The 21077-nt window shown below is 65.1% G+C and carries 23 protein-coding genes; 7 read left to right on the forward strand and 16 right to left on the reverse strand.

The genetic code is table 11. The features are described from left to right. Position 1: 1 nt before the first annotated feature. The 12 genes from HOY34_RS18065 to HOY34_RS18120 all read right to left on the reverse strand — a co-directional run bounded on the left by HOY34_RS18065 (position 2) and on the right by HOY34_RS18120 (position 10687). Positions 2-877 carry a TIGR02186 family protein gene (locus tag HOY34_RS18065; protein ID WP_172365447.1) on the reverse strand — a complete coding sequence of 292 codons (876 nt, stop codon included), beginning with the start codon at positions 875-877 and terminating at the stop codon, positions 2-4. Next, positions 874-1794 (reverse strand): sulfite exporter TauE/SafE family protein, encoded by a 921-nt coding sequence (locus HOY34_RS18070; RefSeq protein ID WP_172365449.1) that lies wholly within the window; start codon positions 1792-1794, stop codon positions 874-876. The genes HOY34_RS18065 and HOY34_RS18070 overlap by 4 nt, the downstream gene beginning before the upstream one ends. Before the next feature lie 105 nt (positions 1795-1899). Further along, a complete protein-coding gene (locus HOY34_RS18075; RefSeq protein WP_172365451.1) occupies positions 1900-2694 on the reverse strand; it encodes a purine-nucleoside phosphorylase in 795 nt (264 codons plus the stop codon). Positions 2695-2751: 57 nt separating this feature from the next. Then, positions 2752-3780 (reverse strand): ABC transporter permease, encoded by a 1029-nt coding sequence (locus tag HOY34_RS18080; protein ID WP_172365453.1) that lies wholly within the window; start codon positions 3778-3780, stop codon positions 2752-2754. After that, positions 3780-4892 (reverse strand): ABC transporter permease, encoded by a 1113-nt coding sequence (locus tag HOY34_RS18085; RefSeq protein WP_172365455.1) that lies wholly within the window; start codon positions 4890-4892, stop codon positions 3780-3782. The genes HOY34_RS18080 and HOY34_RS18085 overlap by 1 nt, the downstream gene beginning before the upstream one ends. Beyond that, positions 4892-6586, reverse strand: a complete 1695-nt coding sequence (locus tag HOY34_RS18090) for an ABC transporter ATP-binding protein (RefSeq protein WP_172365457.1) — start codon at positions 6584-6586, stop codon at positions 4892-4894. Before HOY34_RS18090 ends, HOY34_RS18085 begins: the two co-directional genes overlap by 1 nt. Before the next feature lie 14 nt (positions 6587-6600). Continuing rightward, positions 6601-7605 carry a BMP family lipoprotein gene (locus tag HOY34_RS18095; RefSeq protein WP_172365459.1) on the reverse strand — a complete coding sequence of 335 codons (1005 nt, stop codon included), beginning with the start codon at positions 7603-7605 and terminating at the stop codon, positions 6601-6603. Positions 7606-7786: 181 nt separating this feature from the next. Beyond that, positions 7787-8248, reverse strand: coding sequence for a ribosomal protein S18-alanine N-acetyltransferase (rimI, locus tag HOY34_RS18100; protein ID WP_172365461.1), 462 nt, complete (start codon positions 8246-8248; stop codon positions 7787-7789). After that, positions 8245-9027 carry a tRNA (adenosine(37)-N6)-threonylcarbamoyltransferase complex dimerization subunit type 1 TsaB gene (gene tsaB / locus HOY34_RS18105; RefSeq protein WP_172365463.1) on the reverse strand — a complete coding sequence of 261 codons (783 nt, stop codon included), beginning with the start codon at positions 9025-9027 and terminating at the stop codon, positions 8245-8247. Before tsaB ends, rimI begins: the two co-directional genes overlap by 4 nt. 12 nt (positions 9028-9039) lie before the next feature. Continuing rightward, entirely contained in the window at positions 9040-9603 is a 564-nt protein-coding gene (locus HOY34_RS18110) for a NifU family protein (RefSeq protein ID WP_172365465.1), read from the reverse strand. 334 nt (positions 9604-9937) lie between these two features. Then, positions 9938-10102 (reverse strand): hypothetical protein, encoded by a 165-nt coding sequence (locus HOY34_RS18115; RefSeq protein ID WP_172365467.1) that lies wholly within the window; start codon positions 10100-10102, stop codon positions 9938-9940. A 192-nt stretch (positions 10103-10294) separates the two neighbouring features. Then, a complete protein-coding gene (locus HOY34_RS18120) occupies positions 10295-10687 on the reverse strand; it encodes a diacylglycerol kinase (RefSeq protein WP_172365469.1) in 393 nt (130 codons plus the stop codon). Between the two features lie 333 nt (positions 10688-11020). On the opposite strand from HOY34_RS18120, the gene HOY34_RS18125 reads away from it, so the two are divergent. Beyond that, positions 11021-11578: a manganese efflux pump MntP gene (locus HOY34_RS18125; protein WP_172365471.1), complete on the forward strand. Its 558-nt coding sequence runs from the start codon at positions 11021-11023 to the stop codon at positions 11576-11578. Between the two features lie 65 nt (positions 11579-11643). Here HOY34_RS18125 and HOY34_RS18130 read toward each other — a convergent pair whose 3' ends face one another. The 4 genes from HOY34_RS18130 to HOY34_RS18145 form a co-directional block, all read right to left on the reverse strand. Then, positions 11644-12099, reverse strand: a complete 456-nt coding sequence (locus HOY34_RS18130; RefSeq protein WP_172365473.1) for a universal stress protein — start codon at positions 12097-12099, stop codon at positions 11644-11646. Positions 12100-12207: 108 nt separating this feature from the next. Continuing rightward, positions 12208-12678 (reverse strand): PaaI family thioesterase, encoded by a 471-nt coding sequence (locus tag HOY34_RS18135; RefSeq protein WP_172365475.1) that lies wholly within the window; start codon positions 12676-12678, stop codon positions 12208-12210. Continuing rightward, the gene (locus HOY34_RS18140; RefSeq protein WP_172365477.1) at positions 12675-13121 is read right to left on the reverse strand and encodes a PaaI family thioesterase; all 447 of its coding nucleotides are present in this window, start codon (positions 13119-13121) and stop codon (positions 12675-12677) included. Before HOY34_RS18140 ends, HOY34_RS18135 begins: the two co-directional genes overlap by 4 nt. Positions 13122-13185: 64 nt before the next feature. Next, complete coding sequence (locus HOY34_RS18145; protein ID WP_172365479.1) at positions 13186-14067, reverse strand: alpha/beta hydrolase fold domain-containing protein; 882 nt, start codon at positions 14065-14067, stop codon at positions 13186-13188. Positions 14068-14329: 262 nt separating this feature from the next. Between HOY34_RS18145 and HOY34_RS18150 the strand changes: the two genes are divergently transcribed. The 6 genes from HOY34_RS18150 to HOY34_RS18175 all read left to right on the forward strand — a co-directional run bounded on the left by HOY34_RS18150 (position 14330) and on the right by HOY34_RS18175 (position 20982). Then, positions 14330-15901 (forward strand): di-heme oxidoreductase family protein, encoded by a 1572-nt coding sequence (locus HOY34_RS18150; protein ID WP_172365481.1) that lies wholly within the window; start codon positions 14330-14332, stop codon positions 15899-15901. Then, positions 15901-16941: an imelysin family protein gene (locus HOY34_RS18155; RefSeq protein ID WP_172365483.1), complete on the forward strand. Its 1041-nt coding sequence runs from the start codon at positions 15901-15903 to the stop codon at positions 16939-16941. Before HOY34_RS18150 ends, HOY34_RS18155 begins: the two co-directional genes overlap by 1 nt. A 4-nt stretch (positions 16942-16945) precedes the next feature. Beyond that, on the forward strand, positions 16946-18004 hold the full coding sequence (locus HOY34_RS18160) for a DUF1513 domain-containing protein (protein WP_172365485.1): 1059 nt from the start codon (positions 16946-16948) through the stop codon (positions 18002-18004). A gap of 591 nt (positions 18005-18595) precedes the next feature. Continuing rightward, entirely contained in the window at positions 18596-19681 is a 1086-nt protein-coding gene (gene exbB, locus HOY34_RS22350; protein ID WP_172365487.1) for a tonB-system energizer ExbB, read from the forward strand. A gap of 3 nt (positions 19682-19684) precedes the next feature. Further along, positions 19685-20134, forward strand: coding sequence for a TonB system transport protein ExbD (gene exbD, locus HOY34_RS18170; RefSeq protein WP_172365489.1), 450 nt, complete (start codon positions 19685-19687; stop codon positions 20132-20134). Further along, complete coding sequence (locus HOY34_RS18175) at positions 20131-20982, forward strand: TonB family protein (RefSeq protein WP_172365491.1); 852 nt, start codon at positions 20131-20133, stop codon at positions 20980-20982. The genes exbD and HOY34_RS18175 overlap by 4 nt, the downstream gene beginning before the upstream one ends. The last annotated feature ends 95 nt before the right edge of the window (positions 20983-21077 follow it).

Raw genomic sequence — 21077 nt, forward strand, 5'->3', positions numbered from 1 at the left:
CTCAGCGGCGGATCAGACGAAACGCCGCTGAGGCCGCCCAGCCCGCAAAGGCCGCGATCAGCAAGGAAACCAGGCCATAGACCAGGGGCTGCTCGCGCGAGAGGTTGAAGATCATCCGCTCCAGCCCCTCTTTGCGCACCCGGATCCAGCGCTCATGCGTGGCGACGACATAGCCGTCGCGCAAGAGGAACATCCGCACCCGGTAGACGCCCTCGGTCAGGTTCGAGGGCAGGGTCAGATCGGCGCGAAACAGCGTCTGCTCGGTCAGCTGCACCCGGTTTTCCAGCAGGCGATAGCGGCCCTCATTGCTCCAGACGCGGATCATCGAGCGGATGAACTCGCCCTCGCTCAGCAGGATCGGGAAAAGCGGCACAGAGTCAGGATCGCCGCCCCGGGCCACCCAGCTTTCCAGCGCGGCCTGCGCGGCTTCCAGATGCACCAGCTGGTCGATGGAAATGGCGTGGCGGCGGTTTTCCTCGGGGCGCAGGATCTTGTCCAGCGGCCCGGTGGTGGCGACGGCATAGAAGCTGGGCGCGCTGGAGACATTGACGGAATCGCGGTTGACCCAGATCCCGGCCACCCGCGCCTTGCGACGAATGGTGACGGGGCCAGAGGGGCCTTCGGCGGTGACGATCACATCCATACGCCCCTCGGGCGCGGGCGCGTCGCGTTTGACGGCACCATAGACCAGGATCTCATCGCCGTCGAAACTGGCGGTGATTGAGACGCGGTTCTGGCTGAGGCCCGAGACAATCTTCTCGCCGCTGTCGGGGCGCTCTGGCTGGGCCTGCTGAGCCTGGGCGGGCAGGGCGCAAAGCAAAAGCGCGAAAAGCCCGCGACGGATATGGCCGGATTTCCGCGTGCTTGCCCGGGTCATGGCAGAACGCCTGGCATGATCGAATAAAGCTCATCCGGGCGGATCAGCAGATCAACCGCAATCCGCAAAGCAACCGCGACCACCAGCAGCGACAGAAGAACGCGCAGCTGCTCGGCCTTGAGGTGGACGCCCACGCGGCTGCCGATCTGCGCCCCGATCACCCCGCCAAAGATCAGCACCAGCGCCAGCATCATATCGACGGTCTGGCTGGTGACCGAATGCATGATCGTGGTGAAGGCCGAGACGAAGATGATCTGAAACAGCGAGGTGCCGATCACCACTTTCGTGGGCATGCCCAGCAGATAGATCATCGCCGGAACCAGGATAAAGCCGCCGCCCACCCCCATGATCGCCGCCAGAAAGCCGGTGAAAGCGCCGATCGCCATCGGTGGGATCACGCTGATATAGAGGCCCGAGGCGCGGAATTTCATCTTGAACGGCAGGCCATGCGCCCAGGAATGGGTATGGGCGCGGCGGATCGGCGCATTCACATTGCGGGTGCGCATCAGGGCCCGCAGGCTTTCTTGCAGCATGGTCGCGCCGATAAAGCCCAGGAAAACCACATAGGCGATCTGCACAAACAGATCGACCTGGCCCAGCGACTGCATCCAGGCAAAGACCCAGATCCCGACGGCGGACCCCATAAAGCCGCCCACCAGCAGGATCAGCCCCATCTGGAAATCGACCGCCTTGCGCTTCATCTGCGCCAGCACGCCCGAGACCGATGAGGCCACCACCTGATTCGCGCCCGTTGCCACCGCAACCGCAGGCGGCACGCCGATGAAGAACAGAAGTGGCGTGATCAGAAAGCCGCCCCCGACTCCGAACATTCCCGAAAGAAAGCCCACAATGCCGCCAATGCCCAGCAGCAGGAAAATATTGACCGAGACCTCGGCAATGGGGAGGTAAAGCTGCATCGGGAAGCGGGCCGGATCAGTCAGAGAAGAGGGGTCTGCACGGGCAGATGTCTGACCCTGACGTTTGCCCGGCTGGGCGCGGATGTCAAAGGGGGTTTCGCCCTATTATTGCATCGCCAGCAGAAAGCGCCGCAGGATCCGCTCCAGTTTTGCCGCGCCCAAAGGGGCCATGGCCTTGGTATGTTCGTGGCTGATCGCCTCATCCGACATGCCCGCCGCCATATTGGTGATCGTCGAGATCGCCGCGACATTCAGCCCCAGAAAACGCGCCAGGATCACCTCGGGCACGGTCGACATGCCAACCGCATCGCCGCCCAGCAGCCTGAGCATGCGGATCTCGGCCGGGGTCTCGAATGAGGGGCCGGAATACCAGCAGTAAACGCCCTCTTTCAGGGGGATGTTTTCGGCGGCGGCGGCCTCTTGCAGGGCCTGGCGCAACCGGGGGGAATGGGCCTCCGTCATCGGCACGAAACGCGCATCGGTCGGCTCGCCGATCAGCGGGTTGCGGCCATTATAGTTGATGTGATCCGACAGCAGCATCAGATCGCCGGGCGGAATATCGGGGCGCATGCTGCCTGCGGCATTGGTCACGATCAGATCGGTTGCGCCCAGCTGTTTCAGCGCCTCAAGTGCGGGGCGCATCGCGGCGGCATTGCCGTTCTCATAGTAATGCTCGCGCGCGCCAAAGACCGCGACCCGGACCCCGTTCAGCAGGCCGATATGCAGATGCGGGTTATGGCCAGAGACCGAGACATGCGGAAAACCCGGCAGATCGGCATAGGGGATGGCGATGCCCTCAACCTGATGCGCAAGATGCCCCAGCCCTGAACCTAGGATCAGCCCCATACGGATGGGCTGCGAACCGGCGCGGGCCCGGATGATTTCGGTGGCGGTGGTCATGATATTGCCTTGACGGGATAAAAGCGGGCTAACGGCGGGTGGGGCTGAGCTTTGGGCTCAGCGTTCTTTGGTATAGGGCTCGCCGCCCGCACGGGGCGGGGTTGCCTTGCCGATGAAGCCCGCAAGGACCAGCACCGTCAGGATATAGGGCAGCGAGTCAAGGATCGGCCCCGGCACCCGGAACTGCACGACAGCGGTGACGATGTCAGGCCGCAGCGCCAGCGCCTGGAAAAAGCCAAACAGCAGGCAGGACCAAAGCGCGGCCACCGGGCGCCATTTGGCAAAGATCAGCGCGGCCAGTGCGATATAGCCCCGCCCTGCCGTCATATCACGGCCAAAGCCCGCCTGCAGCGCGGTGGACATATAGGCCCCCGCGATGCCGCAAAGGATGCCGGTGATGATCAGCGCTGAATAGCGCAGGCGTATGACCGAGATACCAGCGGTATCGACGGCGGCCGGGTTCTCGCCTACCGCCCGCAGCCGCAGCCCATAGCGGGTGCGATACATCAGCCACCAGGTCAGCGGCACGATGGCAAAGGCGACATAGACAAGGATCGCATGGCCAGAGATCACCTCATACCAAAGCGGGCCGATGCCGGGGATCTCGCGGATCTCATCCGACAGCGGCAGGGTCAGCGGCGGGAAACGCGCATCCCCCGCCAGCTGGGGCGTGCGCCCGCCCTGGCCAAAGACACGCTGCGCGACCAGCACCGTCAGCCCGGCTGCGATGAAGTTCAGCGCAAAGCCCGAGATCAGCTGATTGCCGCGGAAGGTGATCGAGGCCACACCATGGATCAGCGCGAAGATCACCGAGGCCAGGATGCCCGCGATCAGCCCCCAGATCACCGGGGAAAGCAGGGATTTGGCCCAGGTCAGCTCGATCCCGAAAAGGCTCCAGCCGGGGGCGGCTGCGGTCAGTGAGGCGACGGTGGCCGAGGCCATTGCGGCGGCCAGCATCTTGCCCTCAAGCCCGATGTCGAAAATCCCGGCGCGTTCAGACCAAAGGCCCGCAAGGCAGGCCAGCAGAAGCGGCGTCGACAGCCGGATGGTGGAATCCAGAAGCTGCAGGATTGAGGCGTAATCCATCACGCGGCCCCCGCTGTTGTCGGTTTGGCCGGATTGGCGGCGCGGGGGAAGACCCGCTCCAGCCCCATGCGCACCATCATATCCAGCGCCCCGGTGAAGAGGATCACCAGCCCCTGGATCACGACGCGCATCTCAATCGGGATCGCGGTCATGAAGCCCAGCTCTGATCCGCCCTGGAAGATAAAGCCAAAAAGGAAGGCCGCCAGAATCACGCCAACCGGGTGATTGCGCCCCATCAGCGCCACCGCAATGCCGATGAACCCGGCCCCTGCGGCCGAATTGCCCAAAAGGCGCTGCGCGTCGCCCAGCACATTGTTGACCGACATCATCCCGGCCAGGGCGCCCGAAATCAGCAGCGCGATCATGGTGATACGGGTGGCGCTGATCCCGGCATAGCGGGCCGCGCCCGGCGATTTGCCAAAGGCGCGGATGTGATAGCCGGTGCGGCTGTGCCAAAGCAGCAGCCACACGAGCACCGCCGCCGTCAGCGCCAGAAACAGCGTGATATTGGCGGGCACGGTGCGCGGGAACAGCAGATCCAGCCCGGGGATCTGGTTCAGGCGCGGGATCAGCACCTCAGCCGGGAAACGGGCGCTGGAGGGGTCTTGCTGGCCAATCGGGCGCAGCACATCGACCAGCATGAACATCAGCACAGAGGCCGCGATATAGTTGAACATGATCGTGGTGATCACGATATGACTGCCGCGCTTTGCCTGCAGCCAAGCCGGAATGGCGACCCAGGCCGCGCCAAAGGCCGCCGCCGCGATGGTGGCGCCCAAAAGCGCCAGCGACCAATGCGGCCAGGGGATGTAAAGACAGGCCAGCGCCACGCCAAGCCCGCCCAGCTGCGCCTGGCCCTCACCGCCGATATTGAAAAGCCCGGCATGAAAGGCCACCGAGACCGCAAGCCCGGTGAAGATGAAGCTTGTCGTATAGTAAAGCGTATGCCCCCAGCCCGAGGCCGTCATCAGCGAGCCCTGAACCATGGTTTTCAGCGCAAACCAGGGGCTTTCACCGATGGCCAGGATCACCAGCGCCGCCACGAAAAACGCAAGCGCCAGCGAGATCAGCGGCACAAGGACCAGATCGGCCCATTTTGGCAGGGGCTGCATCACGCCTCTCCGGATGTGGCGGGCGGGGTTTCGCCTGCGGGGCGGCCCTCGGCCGGGTGGATCCCTGCCATCAGGCTGCCGATTGCGGCCTCATCGGTCTGGGCGGGGTCGAGGATATCCATGATGCGGCCATCGAACATGACGGCGATACGGTCGGAAAGGCTCATGATTTCGTCAAGTTCTACCGAGACCAACAGGATTGCTTTGCCCTGGTCGCGCAGGGCGACGATCTGTTTGTGGATGAATTCAATCGCGCCGATATCGACGCCGCGCGTGGGCTGGCCGATCAGCAGAACGGTCGGATCCTGCTCGATCTCGCGGGCCAGCACGATCTTTTGCTGATTGCCGCCCGAGAAGTTTTTCGCCGCCAGCGTATGGATGGGCGGGCGGACATCCCAGGTCTGCATTTTCCGCGCGGCATCCTCGCGCAGCGCCCCATTGTCGAGCAGCATCCCACGCCCATAGCGGGGATCGTCGTCATAGCCGAGGGCCACATTCTCCCAGGCGGTGAAATCGAGGATCAGCCCGTGATGGTGGCGGTCTTCGGGGACATGGGCGATCCCGGCCTCGCGGCGGGCCTTGCCATTGGCGGCCTTGCCGGTGATCGGCAGAGGCTGGCCGCCCATGGTGACATGGCCGCTGACTTTTTCGCCGGGGCGCGTCATGCCGCCAAGGATCGAGAGCAGCTCTGACTGGCCGTTTCCGGCAACCCCCGCAATGCCGAGGATCTCACCCCGGCGCAGGGTCAGGCTGACAGAGCGCAGCCGCTCGACCTTTTGTTCGTCGCTGAGCGAGAGGTTCTCGACCGAAAGCACCGTCTCGCCGGGGGTGGCGGGGGATTTGCCGACATTCAGCAGCACTTTGCGCCCGACCATCAGCTCTGCCAGGGCGGCGGGGCTGGTTTTGGCGGTGGCGACGGTGTCGATCAGGCGGCCACGGCGCATGACGCTGACATTGTCGGTCACCTCCATGATCTCGCGCAGTTTATGGGTGATAAGCAGGATGGTTTTGCCCTGATCCCTGAGGCCGCGCAGGATGCGAAACAGGTGATCGGCCTCGGCCGGGGTCAGAACGCCGGTGGGCTCGTCGAGGATCAGGATATCGGCGTCGCGGTACAGCGCTTTCAGGATCTCGACACGCTGCTGATGGCCGACCGAGAGGTCCTCGACCAGGGCGTCGGGATCGACCTCAAGCTCATATTCGCGGGAAAGATCGGCCAGGGTTTTGCGGGCGCGGGCAAGAGAGCGCGCAAGGCGCGGCCCATCCTCGGCGCCGAGGATGATGTTTTCCAGGACGGTGAAATTCTGCACCAGTTTGAAGTGCTGGAATACCATGCCGATGCCGGCGCGGATGGCGGCCTGGCTGTCGGGCAGGGCGGCCGGGCGGCCGTGGATCACGATCTCGCCCTGGTCGGCGCGGTAAAAGCCGTAAAGGATCGACATCAGGGTCGATTTTCCGGCCCCGTTTTCGCCGATGATGCCGTGGATCGTGCCTTTGGGGACGAAAAAACTGATGTCCTCATTGGCGCGGACCGGGCCGAAACTTTTCGAAATGCCGCGCAACTCGATTGCAGCAGGAACGGGGGCGGCGGGAGTGGGGGCGGCAGGAGTGGGGGCTGCGGCATGTGCGAAGGAGGCCGGGGGGTTAATACCCCCCGGACCCCCCGCCTTGCGCCCGGTGACATCGGTCGTCATCCGGTATGGCCGTCTCAGAACGTCGCTGCAGGGCAGCTGTTGTCGCTGCGGTAGTCATGCACCTTCAGCTCGCCCGAGATGATCTTTGCCGCAGCCGCATCGACCGAGGCTTTCATTTCCGGCGTGATCAGGGCTTCGTTGTTTTCATCCAGCGCATAGCCGACGCCATCCTCTTTCAGGCCCAGCACCTGCGGCGTCAGATCCAGCGCCTCGCCCTGGGTGAAGGAGTTGTAGACCGCCACATCGACGCGCTTGAGCATCGAGGTCAGCACTTTGCCGGGGTGAAGGTGGTTCTGGTTCGAATCGACGCCGACCGAAAGGATGCCCTCATCGGCGGCCGCCTGCAAAACGCCCATCCCGGTTTGCCCGGCGGCTGCAAAGACCACATCCGCGCCCTGGGCTTTCAGCGCCCGCGCCTGCTCGGACCCTTTGACCGGGTCATTCCAGGCGTCCGGCGTGTCGCCGGTCATCGACGAGACGAATTTGATATCGGGGTTCACCGCTTTTGCGCCCTGGGCAAAGCCGCAGGCGAAGGCGCGGATCAGCGGGATGTCCATGCCGCCGACAAAGCCGACGGTGCCGGTTTTCGAGGCCTGAGCCGCCAGCATCCCGGTCAGATAGGATCCCTCTTCCTCGCGGAAGGCGATCGACAGCACATTCGGGTGCAGCGCCGGATCAACCCAGCCGTCAATGGTGACGAATTTGGTATCGGGGAAGTCGGGGGCGACGCGGGTGATCGGTTCCGACATGCCAAAGCCGGTGGTCACCACCGGGTTCGCGCCATTCTCGGCCATGCGGCGCAGGGATTGCTCGCGCTGCGTTTCCTCACGCATCTCGAATTCCTGGTAATTGCCGCCGGTCTCGGCCTTCCAGCGCTCGGCCCCGATATAGGCGGCCTCATTGAAGCTTTTGTCGAACTTGCCGCCCAGATCGAAGATCAGGGCAGGCTCGGCCAGCGAGGCACCAGCGCAGAGCGCCAGGACGGCCGTTGCGGCACCGATGCGTTTGGCGATGATCATCAATAGTCTCCCGATTGAAATCTAACGTCTTTTTCGCGGCAGGCCGGGCGGGGGCTTCAGGCCAGACTGGTTCCGGCCCCGCAGTCAGCCCCCATAGTCAGCTGCCGAATTGCCCCTATCATAGCGACGGAGCGGGAGCGCGGGTCAAGGCAAATTCGTGAGTTGCGCGGTGATCTGACGATCAATTCCCGCTCTGGTGGTCATCGGTGGCTGTGCCTGCCTTGCGCGACAGCACCAGCGCATCGATTGCCCCCCCGGTGGCCGAGCGGTAGTAGCCCCGCCGCAGCCCGGCCTTGTGAAAGCCCGCCGCAAGGTAAAGGGCGATGGCGGCTGCGTTATCGGCGGCGACTTCGAGAAACAGCGATTCTGCGCCACGGGCTTCGGCGGTGCGGATGAAATCGGCCAGCAGGCGCGCGGCTTTGCCCTGACGGCGGGCGGCGGGGGCGACGGCAAGGGTCAGCAGCTCTGCCTCGCCCGCCAGCGCCGAGCCGATCAGAAAGCCCTGCGGCAAGGTCGTATCATCGACCAGTAAAAACACATGCTTCTGTGCCAGAAGCGAGGCGATTTCCTCCGCCGTCCAGGGGCGCGGCGTGGTGGTGAAGCTGGCAGCATGGATCCGGGCCAGCAAGGCGGGATCGCTCATGCCTCGTTTCGCTTATCCGGGTGCCGTTCATCCGAAGGGGGCGTCCTGTCGGGGCTTTGGTCGGGGCTTTGGTCGGGGGGCGCATCCAGAATCACCGGCGGCGGATCAGAGGGCGGGGCTGCATCCGGCGGTTTGGCATAAAGCGGTGCAGGGCGGTTGACCCCGGCTGTCAGGCTTTGGCGGCCGGTTGCAAATTTCCAGCTGGCGACGCGGATCAGCCGGGCGGGAATATCGGCCAGCTCGCCGGGCGCGGCCTCGGCGGCGAAGCGCGGGGCGATTTCATCGGCGCGATGGCCGGTGATCCGCATGCGGCCGGGCATTGCCAGCCAGGCGGGCGGATTGGCGGGGTCGATCAGCATCGGTGCCGCCTGGGCATCGCCAAAGCGGAAGGGCTGCACAAAGGCCTCGCCACGCGGAGCGGCCAGGCTGACCAACTCGGCGGAATGGGCCTCGGGGCTGGCGGGATCGCGCATCAGCTCGAATGTCGAGATCCCGGCCAGCGGCAGTCTCAGCCCAAGCGCCAGCCCCCGCGCCGCCGCCACCGCAATTCTGACGCCGGTGAAATTGCCCGGACCAATGCCAACCGCCAGCGCTGCCAGCTGCGGCCAGCTGATCGCGGCCTCATCCAGCAAGTCTTCGAGCAGCGGCATCAGGCGCTCTGCCTGGCCTTTCTGCATCTGCTCATAGCGTTGAAACAGACCGCGCGGCGTCACCAAAGCGGCCGCGCAATGCGCGGCCGATGTGTCGAAAGCCAGAAGGGGAAAGGGGGCGCCCGTCATCTTGTGAAAATGTCAGGCCGCGACCGGACGCACCTCGGTCACCTCGGGGATGTAATGGCGCAGCAGGTTTTCAATGCCCATCTTCAGCGTCAGCGTCGAAGAGGGGCAGCCCGCGCAGGCGCCCTGCATATGCAGATAGACCACGCCGCGATCAAAGCCGTGGAAGGTGATGTCGCCGCCGTCCTGGGCGACAGCAGGCCGCACGCGGGTGTCAAGCAGCTCTTTGATCTGGCTGACGATACCTTCGTCGGCGCTGTCGAAATTGGCGCCATGACCATCGCCTGCGCCCTCACCGTCGATGACGGCCTGGCCGGACTGGAAATGCTCCATGATCGCGCCGAGGATCTGCGGCTTGATATGGGGCCATTCCACCGCCTCGTCTTTGGTGACGGTGACGAAATCGCTGCCAAGGAACACGCCGGTCACACCGCCTGCTGCAAAGATGCGGCGCGCCAGCGGCGATTTTGCCGCAACCTCGGCATTGGGGAAATCGGCGGTGCCCATTTCAAGCACGGTCTGGCCGGGCAGGAATTTCAGGGTGGCCGGATTCGGGGTAGATTCCGTCTGGATGAACATGCTGCTTCTCCGACTGTACAAAAGGGATATGGCCCTCACCCCGCCGCAAGTCAACCAGGCGCGATGCCCGATTATGCGCAGGCGATGTGCGTTTTCGCGGCCCGGAGATCTGTTGGTGGGTGTATTGGCTGGAATGCGAATGACAGCCCGGGCCTTCTGACCCGATCCCTGCTGGCCCCATCCCTTCTGGCCCCGTCATTATTGGCCCCGTCGGCTGCCCGTCAGAGGCAGCGCTGCGGCTGCCTTCGGTCGTCTGGTCCTGGACGTCAGGCCAGTGCCCCGTAAATCACGCCAATCAGTCGGGCCAATAAGTCGGGGCAGTCAGTCACGCCAATCAGGCGCGGTCTGACCCGAAATAGGCATACATTTCGTCCAGAGCGGTCAGCGACGAAAGGCGGACGGGTGCGGGCTTGTTGCCCGGGATGGTGTAATAGACCTGAGCAGGGTCCTGAGGAACCATGGTTGCTTTAAGAATATCAACAGGGCGTTGCACCGACATGCTCGTGCATCCTTATGTAAATCACTTTGTCCACCCGCAATATAGGGCATTGCCGCAGTGCAGAAAAGTTGTGTCGCTGCAGGGCAGCATTGCGAATCCCGCATGCCTGCGCCTTTATCCGGTGCTGATGCCCCAGCCTCTGTGCCCCCCGCTGTGTCCTGGCCCCCTATACTCTGGCTCAGGGCAAAACCCTCAGAGAAAAAGCGCCCAGCCCAGATAAAGGCCCATCGCGCAAAGCGTCGCACCAACCGCCAGCGACCCCAGATCCTTGGCATCGCGGGCAAATTCTGACCATCCCGGCGAAAGGTGATCGACCAGCACCTCAATGGCGGTGTTCAGCGCCTCGACCATGACCAGGATCAGCAAAAGGATCGCAAAGCCGATGATCCGGCCAGGACTGAGCCCCCATGCCGCCAGCCCGATCAGGATCAGCAGGCCAAGGGTCAGCTCCTGGCGAAAGGCGCTTTCGCGCAGCAGGCGGCGCAGCCCGGCAACCGAATAGGTGGCGGCGGCGATCAGATGGCTGAACCCGGTCTTGCGGGGCGGCTTTTGCGGGGCAGAGCCTTCGGGGCCGGTTGTGGTCATCGGTCTCTTGCTCCGTCAGCCGGGCGATCCGGCACTGTCATGATTGCAGACATCCCACTGATCTGGCCCCTGGCAGGCCCTGCCACAGGGCGGGCTGCCTGGGGGGTCAGCCAGGGCTTTGCCCGGATCCGGCTTTTGCTGGAATGCTGACGCAGCGGGTGGATTTTGTCCATATCCGCCCAGTTGCACATGAGTTTCATTTATAACTATATGATTTTACTTGCATATTTGCGGAATACATCTATTTCGCTGCCGCAGAAGGCCAGGCTTCGGAAGCCGCCCCGGAAACCAGGGCGTGTATCGGGAAAGCATCGCAACAGCAGGAGGTTGCATATGTCACCGCTGACCATAGGCATTCTTGCCGTTTCAATGTCTGTCGACGCTTTCGTGGCCTCTTTGGGGCGCGGGGCGGCGGGTCACAGCCGCGGCGTGCTGGCGGCCCTGAAAACCGGGGCGATTTTCGGCACGGTCGAGATGGTGACGCCGCTGATCGGCTGGGGCCTGGGCATGGCGGCCAGCACCTGGGTTGAGGCGGTGGATCACTGGGTGGCTTTCGCGCTTTTGGGGGCGGTGGGGCTGCATATGCTGTTGCAGGCGCTGGCCCGCAAAACCAGCGAGGCAAGCCCTGCGACCAGCCTGCGGGCAACGGTGCTGACCGCGATCGGCACCTCGATCGACGCAATGGCGGTGGGGGTGTCGCTGGCGCTGCTGGATGCCAATATCCTGGTGATCGCCCTGGCCATCGGCCTGACAACAATGGTCATGAGCGCATCCGGCATCCTGGCCGGGCGCTGGCTGGGCCAGAGCTTTGGCCGGGCGATGGAGGCCCTGGGCGGTCTTGCGCTGATCGGGATGGGGGCGCTGATCCTTTATGAGCATCTGGCGGGCTGAACCCTGAACCCTGAGTCCTGAACTCTGAGTCCCGGGGCCTTATCGGGGCCCACCAGCCGAATCCCTCAGGTGATCTTTTCCAGCGTCTCTTTTGACATATCGCCCGGCACGATGGTGATCGGCGTGGGCAGGCTGCCCGAACTGCGGCTCATGGCGGTGACCAGGGGGCCGGGGCCGGATTTGTCGGTGCCAGCGCCCAGGACCAGCACACCAATCTCGGGGTCTTCGCGCATCTGCGCCAGGATCTCGGCCACGGGATCGCCCTCACGGATCACCAGCTCGGGCGCTACCCCCTGTTTGTCGCGCATCCATTTGGCAAAGACCTCGAAATGGGCCTCGATCCGCTCGCGGGCCTCGGCGCGCATCAGGTCAGAGACGCCCATCCAGTGCTGGAACTCTTCGGGGGGAATGATCGACAGGATCGTGACGCCGCCGCCGGTATGGGCCGCCCTGAGCGCCGCATAGCGCATGGCATTCAGGCATTCGCGGCTGTCATCCAGAACGACCAGGAATTTCCGCATCCGTGCTTCTCCTGCTTGGGTGGGGCAATTCTGAAACGGCGACGGGGGAAATGGCAAGTATGTCTGTCGTGATTTGTGACTCTTTGGTGGGCTGCGGGTGGGAAAACCCTATTCGCCACGCATCAGAAAATGGCCGGTGGCCTGGACGAAAAGGCGTTGCGGGTCATCCTGCCAGGCCTCGACATGGACGCTGGCATAGCGCCGCCCCGAGCGGTTGATCCGCGCCCGTGCAAAGGCGTCGCGCGGTTGGCCGGGGCGCAGGTAATCAATTGTCAGGTCGATGGTTTTCGGCAGGGGCGGCAGCGCCCCGGTATTGTCCTGGCTGGCAGGGGGGACGGCCGGATATTGTCCCTGGCGCATCCCAGACCAGACAAGACCGGCAATCGCCATCACCTCAAGAAAGGCTGCTGTCGCGCCGCCATGCAGCGCCGGGATCAGCGGGTTGCCGATCAGATCGGGCTTATAGGGCAGAACGGCGGTCAGCTCTGCCCCGGCGGTTTCAAAACGGATGCCCAGAAAGCCCAGATAGGGGATCCGCGCCGCCAGATCACGCAGGATGGTGACGTCATGCTCGCTCATCCGCGGGTCTCCGCTGTCGGGGCGGGTGCCCGTTCGATGGTAAAGGCCCCGGTCGCCATGGCCACGGGCCGGGCGGTGTCATCATCGCAGGCGGTCACCCGCACAAAGGCCACCGAGCGCGTGACATGATGGCATTCCGCGCGGGCACGGATGGTCTGGCCGGGCGTGGCCGGACGCATATAGTCGATGCGCAGATCCAGCGTGGCGGTCGAAAGCGCCCCGGTCGGGTGGCACATCACTGCCGCCCCCGATGCGGTATCCATCAGCGCCGAGACCGCGCCGCCATGGATCACCCCGGTCGCCGGATCGCCGATCAGCCGCGCATCCCAGGGCATCGACATCAGAACCGTTCCGGCCCCAATCTCTTCGATCTGCAGCCCAAGCGCCTTTGCATGCGGCAGAGCGCTGATGAATTGATTGGCGTTTTTCAATATATCCTGCATGCCCGGCATAAGACTGCCTCGCGGCGCAGCTGGCAAGAGGGCAAAGGCAGGTGTCGGCGGTCGATCAGGCCGATCCGCTGCCAAGCGCCTGGCGCAGCCAGCCCAATGCGGGCGCGGCGGGCAGGCTGCCCAGAAAGCCGTGATCCTGCCCGGGGGCCAGCAAAAGCCGCCCGTTCAGCGCCTGCGCCAGCGCCTTTGCATCGCGCAGGACCGGGTCGATCCCTGCGCCGAGGATGGTCAGCTTTGGCGGGCGCGGGAAGCCGGGGGCCAGCGGGTCGAAGCGCGGATCACCCGCGATCAGCCGCCCCGGATCCAGCTGGCGGTGATAAGAGGCCAGCGCCTGCGGCCCCAGCCCGTCAGCCTCATGCAGGGCGTTCTGCGGGGCGGGGATCATGCCCGGCCCGGCGCCGGGGTAGAAAAGGGTCAGATCGTCAATCCGGCGACGCTCATCCCTGGAAAGGCCCGCCCAGGCCCAGAGCGCCACAAGGCCGCCTGCGCTGTCGCCCATCAGCCGGATCTGCCCGTCGCCCGCCAGTTGCCGCCGCACCGCCGCCGGCGCGGCCTGGCTTTGGGCGGGGAAGGGGTGCTCTGGTGCCAGGGGATAGCGGATCGAGACCACCCTGGCCCCGGTTTCCTGGGCGATCCAGGCCGTCACTACCCGATGCGTCTCGGGCGAGCCGACAATAAAGCCGCCGCCGTGGAAATAGACCACAGTTGCGGGGGGCAGGGCGGGGGGGCGTGCGGGTGCGGCTGCCTCTGGCGTGAAAATCAGCCCGCCCGGACAGGCCCCTTCCGCTGTAAGGGGCGCAATGCTGACCGCCGTGGGCAGAACCGGATGCAGCACCTCGGGGCGGGTGTCGCGCCAGTGACGCAGGGCGCTGACCGGGCCATTTATCCAGTCAGGAAGCGGGGCAGAGGTTTGGTTCGTGATCGGTGCATCTGTCATCTGCTCATGCTCCGATCTCCCGATCTGTTACGCGCAAGTCAGGGCCAGTATTTGCGCTTTGGCCCTGACGGCCCCGATCATGCGCCTCGTTACAGCCTGCAGCAAGGTCTGGCGTGCGAGAGGGCAAACGCGCGGATGCGACGGGCTGCCACAGCGCACAGAAGGCGCGCATTTTCCGATTGAAAGACTTTGGAAAAAGGATCAGGCAAGGGGTGTTCAGGGAAATTTCACTATGTTTCGTCCTCGGTCTGCCACTGCTGCTATGCTGCTTCTGACGTTGTCCTGCCTGCCGCTTGCGGCGCAGGACGGCCCGGTGGCACAGTCCGAATTGGCCCCCGAAGCCGCCCCCGAAACAGCATCTGCTACGCAGTCCTGGCTCGACCTCGACGACCGCCATCTGCAGATAATCCCGCGCACCAGGCCCGAGGCTGCCCGTATCAGCCGCGTGCTGGCCCCGGTCAGCGATTTCACAAAGCCCGAACCGTTTGAGCTGATGCAGGGCGGCGCGGGCACGGTGCGGGTGCGCCCCAATGCCGATGCCTTCTCGATCCTGTCGGGCAATATGCCATTCGAGCGCGAGATGGACTTCAAGCTGGGCAATGCGCTTTTCCGCAAGACCTGGGTGGCCGCGCCCTCTTCGACAAAGGCCTCAGACGGGCTGGGGCCGCTTTACAATGCCCGGGGCTGCCAGGATTGCCACCTGAAAGACGGGCGCGGCCATCCGCCGACCACGCCTGATGAGCCCCGCGTCTCGATGTTCCTGCGCCTCTCTGTGCCGGGGGGCGAGGTGCCGATGGGCATCACCGACTGGATCGCGACCGCGCCAGAGCCGGTTTACGGCGGCCAGCTGCAGGATTTCGCCGCCCCCGGCCATGCCGCCGAGGGCCGGATGGAAATCACCTATAGCGAAGAGCCGATAACGCTGGCCGATGGCACAGTGGTCAGCCTGCGCCGCCCGGACTATGCGATCTCGAACCCGGGCTATGGTGATTTCGCGCCCGATCTGCAGATCTCGCCCCGGATCGCGCCGCAGATGATCGGGCTGGGCCTGTTAGAGGCGATCCCGGCCGCCGACATCATCGCGCTGGCCGATCCCGATGATGCCGATGGCGACGGGATCTCAGGGCGGATCTCTGTCGTGCCTTCGCAGGAATATGGCGTGCCGATGCTGGGGCGCTTTGGCCTGAAAGCGGGCACGCCCACGGTGCGCCAGCAATCGGCGGATGCGTTTTCCGGCGATCTTGGCCTTTCGACGCCGATTCTGACCCAGCCCTGGGGTGACTGCACAACGGCCCAGACCGCCTGCCGCGAGGCCCCCCACGGCCAGGAGCCAGGCATCCGCGACGGGCTTGAGGTTGACGCCGAAAGCCTGGAGCTGGTCACCTTCTACTCGCGCAACCTTGCCGTGCCGGAACGCCGCAATATCGACGACCCCCAGGTCTTGCGCGGCAAAGAGCTGTTTTACGGGCTGAACTGCACCGGCTGCCATCATCCGAAATTCGTCACCAACCGCCTGAAAGATCAGCCCGAACAAAGCTTTCAGTTGATCTGGCCCTATACCGATCTTTTGCTGCATGACATGGGCGAGGGGCTGGCCGACAACCGCCCCGAGGGCCGCGCCAATGGCCGCGAATGGCGCACGCCGCCTTTGTGGGGGATCGGGCTTACGCAGCAGGTTTCCGGGCACAGCAATTTCCTGCATGATGGCCGGGCGCGATCGCTGCTTGAGGCGGTGCTCTGGCATGGCGGCGAGGCCCAGGGGCCGCGCGATGCGGTCATTGCCCTGCCCACCGCCGACCGCGAAGCCCTGATCGCTTTCCTGGAGAGCCTTTGATGTCCCGCCTGTCTTTTGCCGCCCTTGTCCTTGCAACCCTTGGCGCGTCTTTTGGCCCAGGCCCGGCGCGGGCCGATATGGATCAGGCGGTGCGTGGCGTGATCATCCCGGCCTATGCCGGGTTTGCCCGGGCCGCGGCGGCGCTGAATGACGAGGTCACGGCGCAGTTCGACAGCAGTGGCACCTGCAACCCCGAGGCCCTGCGCCCCGCCTATAACAAGGCTTTTGACGCCTGGATGTCGGTTTCATGGCTGCATTTCGGCCCGTCCGAGGATGAGGGGCGCGGCCTTGCGATCCGCTTTTGGCCCGACCCGAAGGGCCTTGGTGCCAAGGCGCAACGCGCCCTGCTGATCGGTGATCCGGCCAATCTGCAGCCTGAAAAATTCGCGGTGCAATCGGTCGCAGCGCGGGGGCTGACCGGGCTGGAACGCCTGCTTTACCCAGGCGCTGAGCCCGAGGCCGATCCCTGCCCGCTGATCCGCGCCACCACCACCGATATGGCGGCGCTGGCCGATGCGCTGGTGCAGGGCTGGGGCGAAAGTGCCGATGCCCCCGGTTTCGCCCGGGCGCTGTTGCAGCCCGGATCCGAAGCGCCCGGCTCTGAAGAGAGCCCCCGCTATCGCAACCAGACCGAGGCGCTGCAGGCGCTGTTCACCCAGCTGATGGGCGGTCTCGAATTCATCGCCGATCAGCGCCTTGGCCGTCCGCTGGGCAGTGATGACAAGCCGCGCCCCGAACGCGCCGAGGCCCGGGCCTCGGGGCGGGCAACCCGCAATATCTCGCTGGAGCTGCAATCTATCCGCCGCCTTGTCGCCGGGCTGGAGCCTGGCGCCGAGGCCACGCTGCAGGCGCTGGACCGCGCTATATCCGAGGCGGGCCGCCTGAATGAGCCGCAGATGGCCGGCGTCAGCGACCCGGCGCGGCGCAAACAGATCCTGTTGCTGCAACGCTATGTGCGGGCGGCGCGGGCGACCGCGCTCAGTGAAATGGCCCCGGCGCTGGGCGTGGGGCTTGGCTTCAACTCGCAGGACGGAGACTGAGGCAATGGCGACGCGGCGCGGATTTCTGGCCGGGATGGCCTCACTGACCCTGCCGGGCCTGGGCTGGGCCGATGTTGGCAGCCCCGCCTGGCTGGCGGCCGCGAAAAGCGGCGAGGATTTCGTGCTGCATGGCCTGGGGCCAGACGGGGCCAGCCTTTTCTCGATCCCGCTGCCCGCCCGCGGCCATGCCGCCGCCGCCCATCCCAGCCGCCCGGTCGCGGTGGCCTTTGCCCGTCGGCCCGGCACTTTCGCGCTGGTGCTGGATTGTTTTACCGGGGCAGAGCTGCACCGCCTGACCCCGCCCGAGGGCCGCCAGTTCAACGGCCACGGGGCCTGGTCGCGTGATGGCGCGGTGCTGATGACCTCTGAGGTGGTGGCGGAAACCTCAGCCGGGCGCATCGGCCTGTGGGAGGCCGAGACCTATGCCCGCATCGGCGAATGGGACAGCGGTGGCATCGGCCCGCATGACATCAAACTGCTGGCCGATGGCTCGCTGGTGGTGGCCAATGGCGGCATCGCCACCGATCCGGGCGACCGGACCATGCTGAATATCGACACGATGCGCCCCAATCTCGCCCGCCTCTCGATGCAGGGCGAGCTGCTGGAGATGGCCGAGCTGGAGGCTGATCTGCATCAGAACTCGATCCGGCATCTGGCGCTGGTGGGGGGGGGCGTGGGCTTTGCCATGCAATGGCAGGGCGATCTGGCCGATCCGGTGCCGCTGCTGGGCCGCTGGACGCCTGGATCCGCGCCGCAGCTTTTCGACGCAGATCCGGCCGGGATCCTGGTGATGAAGGGCTATGCGGGCTCGATTGCCGCAAATGGCGACCAGATCGCCATTTCCTCGCCACGCGGCGGCGCGGTGCTGGTCTACGGGACCGACGGCACGCCCCTTGCCACCCATCGCCGTGCCGATGTCTGTGGGCTGGCCCCGCTGGATGGGGGATTCGCCGCCTCGGACGGGGCGGGGGGGCTGTGGCAGATCAGCGGAGGGCGGATCGCGGAATTGCCGCAGCGCCACAGCGGAATCGCCTGGGACAATCACATGGTCACCATCGGCTGAGCCCGCATAGCCCCCGGTTCTGCAGGGGATTTTCGCCTGCAAAGGTGCCGCCCCCGCGCCATTTGCTGCAGAGCGGCGAGACAACCGCCCCTTATACTTGACAATTCCACCTGGTATTCATAAAGCCATTTCCTGACCACTAAGGTCGGAAACAGTTGCCTTGCAAGTGCGCCCCAGCGGGAGTGCCAGCCACACGGGCAGCGGGCTGGAAAGTTGGATTTCCGGCGACGGGCAAAGCGCCCCGATGTCGGATCCGAAAGCCCCCCATTGGGTATTGGGCCTGCAGATGCGGGCCTGCGGATATCGGCGGGGCTCTGTATAACTGGCGGCTTATGCGGGCCGGATTTGATGCGGGCCTGTCTGAATGCAGGCCAGACCGGATACGGGGCGGATAGGGGGCGGATTTCTGAGATGACAATCCTTGCGCATAGCCAGACTGACCTCAGCCCGACAGCTATGACCCCACAAACGGGCATGAACTCACAGACGGGTATGAACCCCGAGACGGGCAACGCCAGGCCGGACGGGGCGCAGATGCCTTGCCGGGCCCAAAGCGGCTGGCCCGTTTCTTTGCAACATAAGAGACTTCACGTGGTTGATTCGATGCGCGCGGCACTTCTTTCACTTCTGATTTTCACGGGCGGCATGGCTGCCGCGCAGGATACGGCACCGCCGGTGGTGCCCGATGCGGCACCGACCCAGTCGGCCCCTGCAGCAGATGGCGCTGATGCGCCGCCGGCAGTGCCCGGCGCTGCGGCTGATGCCGCCCCGGCTGCACCGGCTGCCCCTGTCACCGAAGACGCGGGCGCGATCAGCACCCCCGCAACGACGGCTGAAACCGGGGCCGCTGCCGCTACGGGTGGGGCCGCAGATGGGGCCGCAACCGGAACCGCGACACCCGCCGAAACGGCCACACCCGGCGCAGCTGCTGTTCCCGGTGCAACTCCGGCTGCTGCGGGGCCAGAGGCTGGAGCCGAGACTGGGGCCGCCGCCCCGCTGCCGGTGCATTCGGTCGAGCTGGAATCGCTGTTCTGGGACGCCCATATCATCGTGCAGGCCGTTATGGTCGGGCTGGCGATTGCGGCTTTTGTCGCGCTGGTGATCCTGATCCAGAAACTCTTTGAATTCGCCTTTGCCTTCGCCGCCATGCGCAAAACGGCGCGTCTGCTGGCCAGCTCGTCCGATCTGCACGCGGTTGCCGCCGCAGTCGCCGACCGCAAGGGCCCCTCGGTCGATATGATCCGCGCCGCCGACGAGGAACTGCGCCTTGCCGAAATCGAGCCCGAACTGATCCCCGGCGTGCGTGAGCGCACCGACAGCGCCATGTCGCGCATCGAGGCGGGCGCTGCCGCCCGTCTGCGGGCTGGCACCGGGATCCTGGCGTCCATCGGCTCGCTCTCGCCGTTCATCGGGCTCTTTGGCACCGTGTTCGGGATCATGAACAGCTTCCTTGCCATCGCGCAGTCGAACACCACCAACCTGGCCGTCGTGGCACCAGGCATCGCCGAGGCGCTGCTGGCCACCGCAATCGGCCTGGCGGCGGCTATCCCGGCGGTTATGATCTTCAACATCTGCACCCGCAGGCTGGCGAAATACCGTCTGCAGCTGGGGGATGTCGCCGCGGCAACCGCACGTCTGCAAAGCCGGTCGCTTGACCGCCTGGCTGCGAGGGTCTGAGCGATGGGGGCTTCTGTTGGTGGCGGTTCCGAGGACGAAGATACCGAAGTCTCGGAAATCAACGTAACGCCGTTTATTGACGTTATGCTGGTTCTGCTGATCGTGTTCATGGTGGCGGCACCCCTGTCGACCGTCGATGTGCCGATCAACCTGCCGGGCAGCACCTCGACCCCGGCCGAGCGCCCGGACGAGCCGCTCTGGCTGTCGCTGGGGCTGAACCGTGTTCTGTCTTTGGGCAATGACGCGGTGCCCGGTGGCGGCCTGCAGGCGGCGCTGGATGCCGCAACAGGCGGCAAACGTGACACCACGATCTTTTTCCGTGCCGATAAGGATTTGCCATATGGGGAAACCATGGCAATCCTCGATGAACTTCGCAAAGCCGGTTACCTGAAAGTGGCCCTTGTTGGCCTGGAAGGGGCGCCGCCTGCCGCAGAGGGAGTTACGCAGCAATGACCCGTCACCCGAGCCCTGATCAGATCCGCAGCAGCGCGGTCAGAACGCCGCGCTGTCCGGTCCTGCCTTCGCATGTGGGGGCGGGCAAGGGGCGCACGCTGGGCTGGCTGGCCTCGACCTCGGTCGCGGCGCTGCTGGTCTCGGCCATCGGGGCCTGGGCGATGACCCGCATGGAAGAGGCGGGCGACGCGATGGGGGCCGAGGAAGAGGCGATCCTTGTGATGCTGCCCGACGTGCCCGCCATCGAGGCGATTTCAGAGCCGACGCCCGATGTCGCCGATCAGGCCCCCGCCGAGGCGGTTGACAGCCCCGACACCGAGGAAACCCCGGATATGCCCGAGGTGACCGAGGCCCCGGACATCCCCGACGAGGCCCCCGAGATCGAAGAGCTTCTGGCCGAGGATATCCCCGAGGTCGAGACCGAGCCGCCGCCAAAGCCGGTTGTCGAGGTTCCGAAGAAGAAGGCCGAGGCTCCGAAAGAGAAAGCCAAAGAGAAGCCGAAGAAGAAGGCCTCTGAAGAGGCGGCTGCTTCGAAACGCTCCTCGCAGGCTTCTGCGGCCCAGGCTTCCAGCGGCAGCGGCAGCGCCTCGGCCCAGTCTTATGACGGGCAGGTGATGAAGAAGATCAAAAGAACGCGGAAGAAATCGCTGAAACGCGGTGGGGGCGGCACGGCCGTGGTCTCGTTCACCGTGAATGCGAATGGCTCGCTCGGCAGCGTGGGTATTGCGCGTTCCTCGGGTTCGACCGAGGTGGATGAGGTCGGCAAAGACCATATCCGCCGTTCGGCCCCCTTCCCGCCGCCACCGCCCGGCGCACGCACAAAGTTTACCTTTAACTTTGAGGGCTGAAGGCGCTCTGCAGGCCGGACGCACAGCCGCAGGACAGAACAAAAGGGCCAGGACATTGTCCTGGCCCTTTTCGTTTTATCCGGGCTGCCGTTCGG

The sequence above is a fragment of the Pseudogemmobacter hezensis genome (assembly GCF_013155295.1).
In the GTDB taxonomy this organism is placed as follows: Bacteria; Pseudomonadota; Alphaproteobacteria; order Rhodobacterales; family Rhodobacteraceae; genus Pseudogemmobacter; species Pseudogemmobacter hezensis.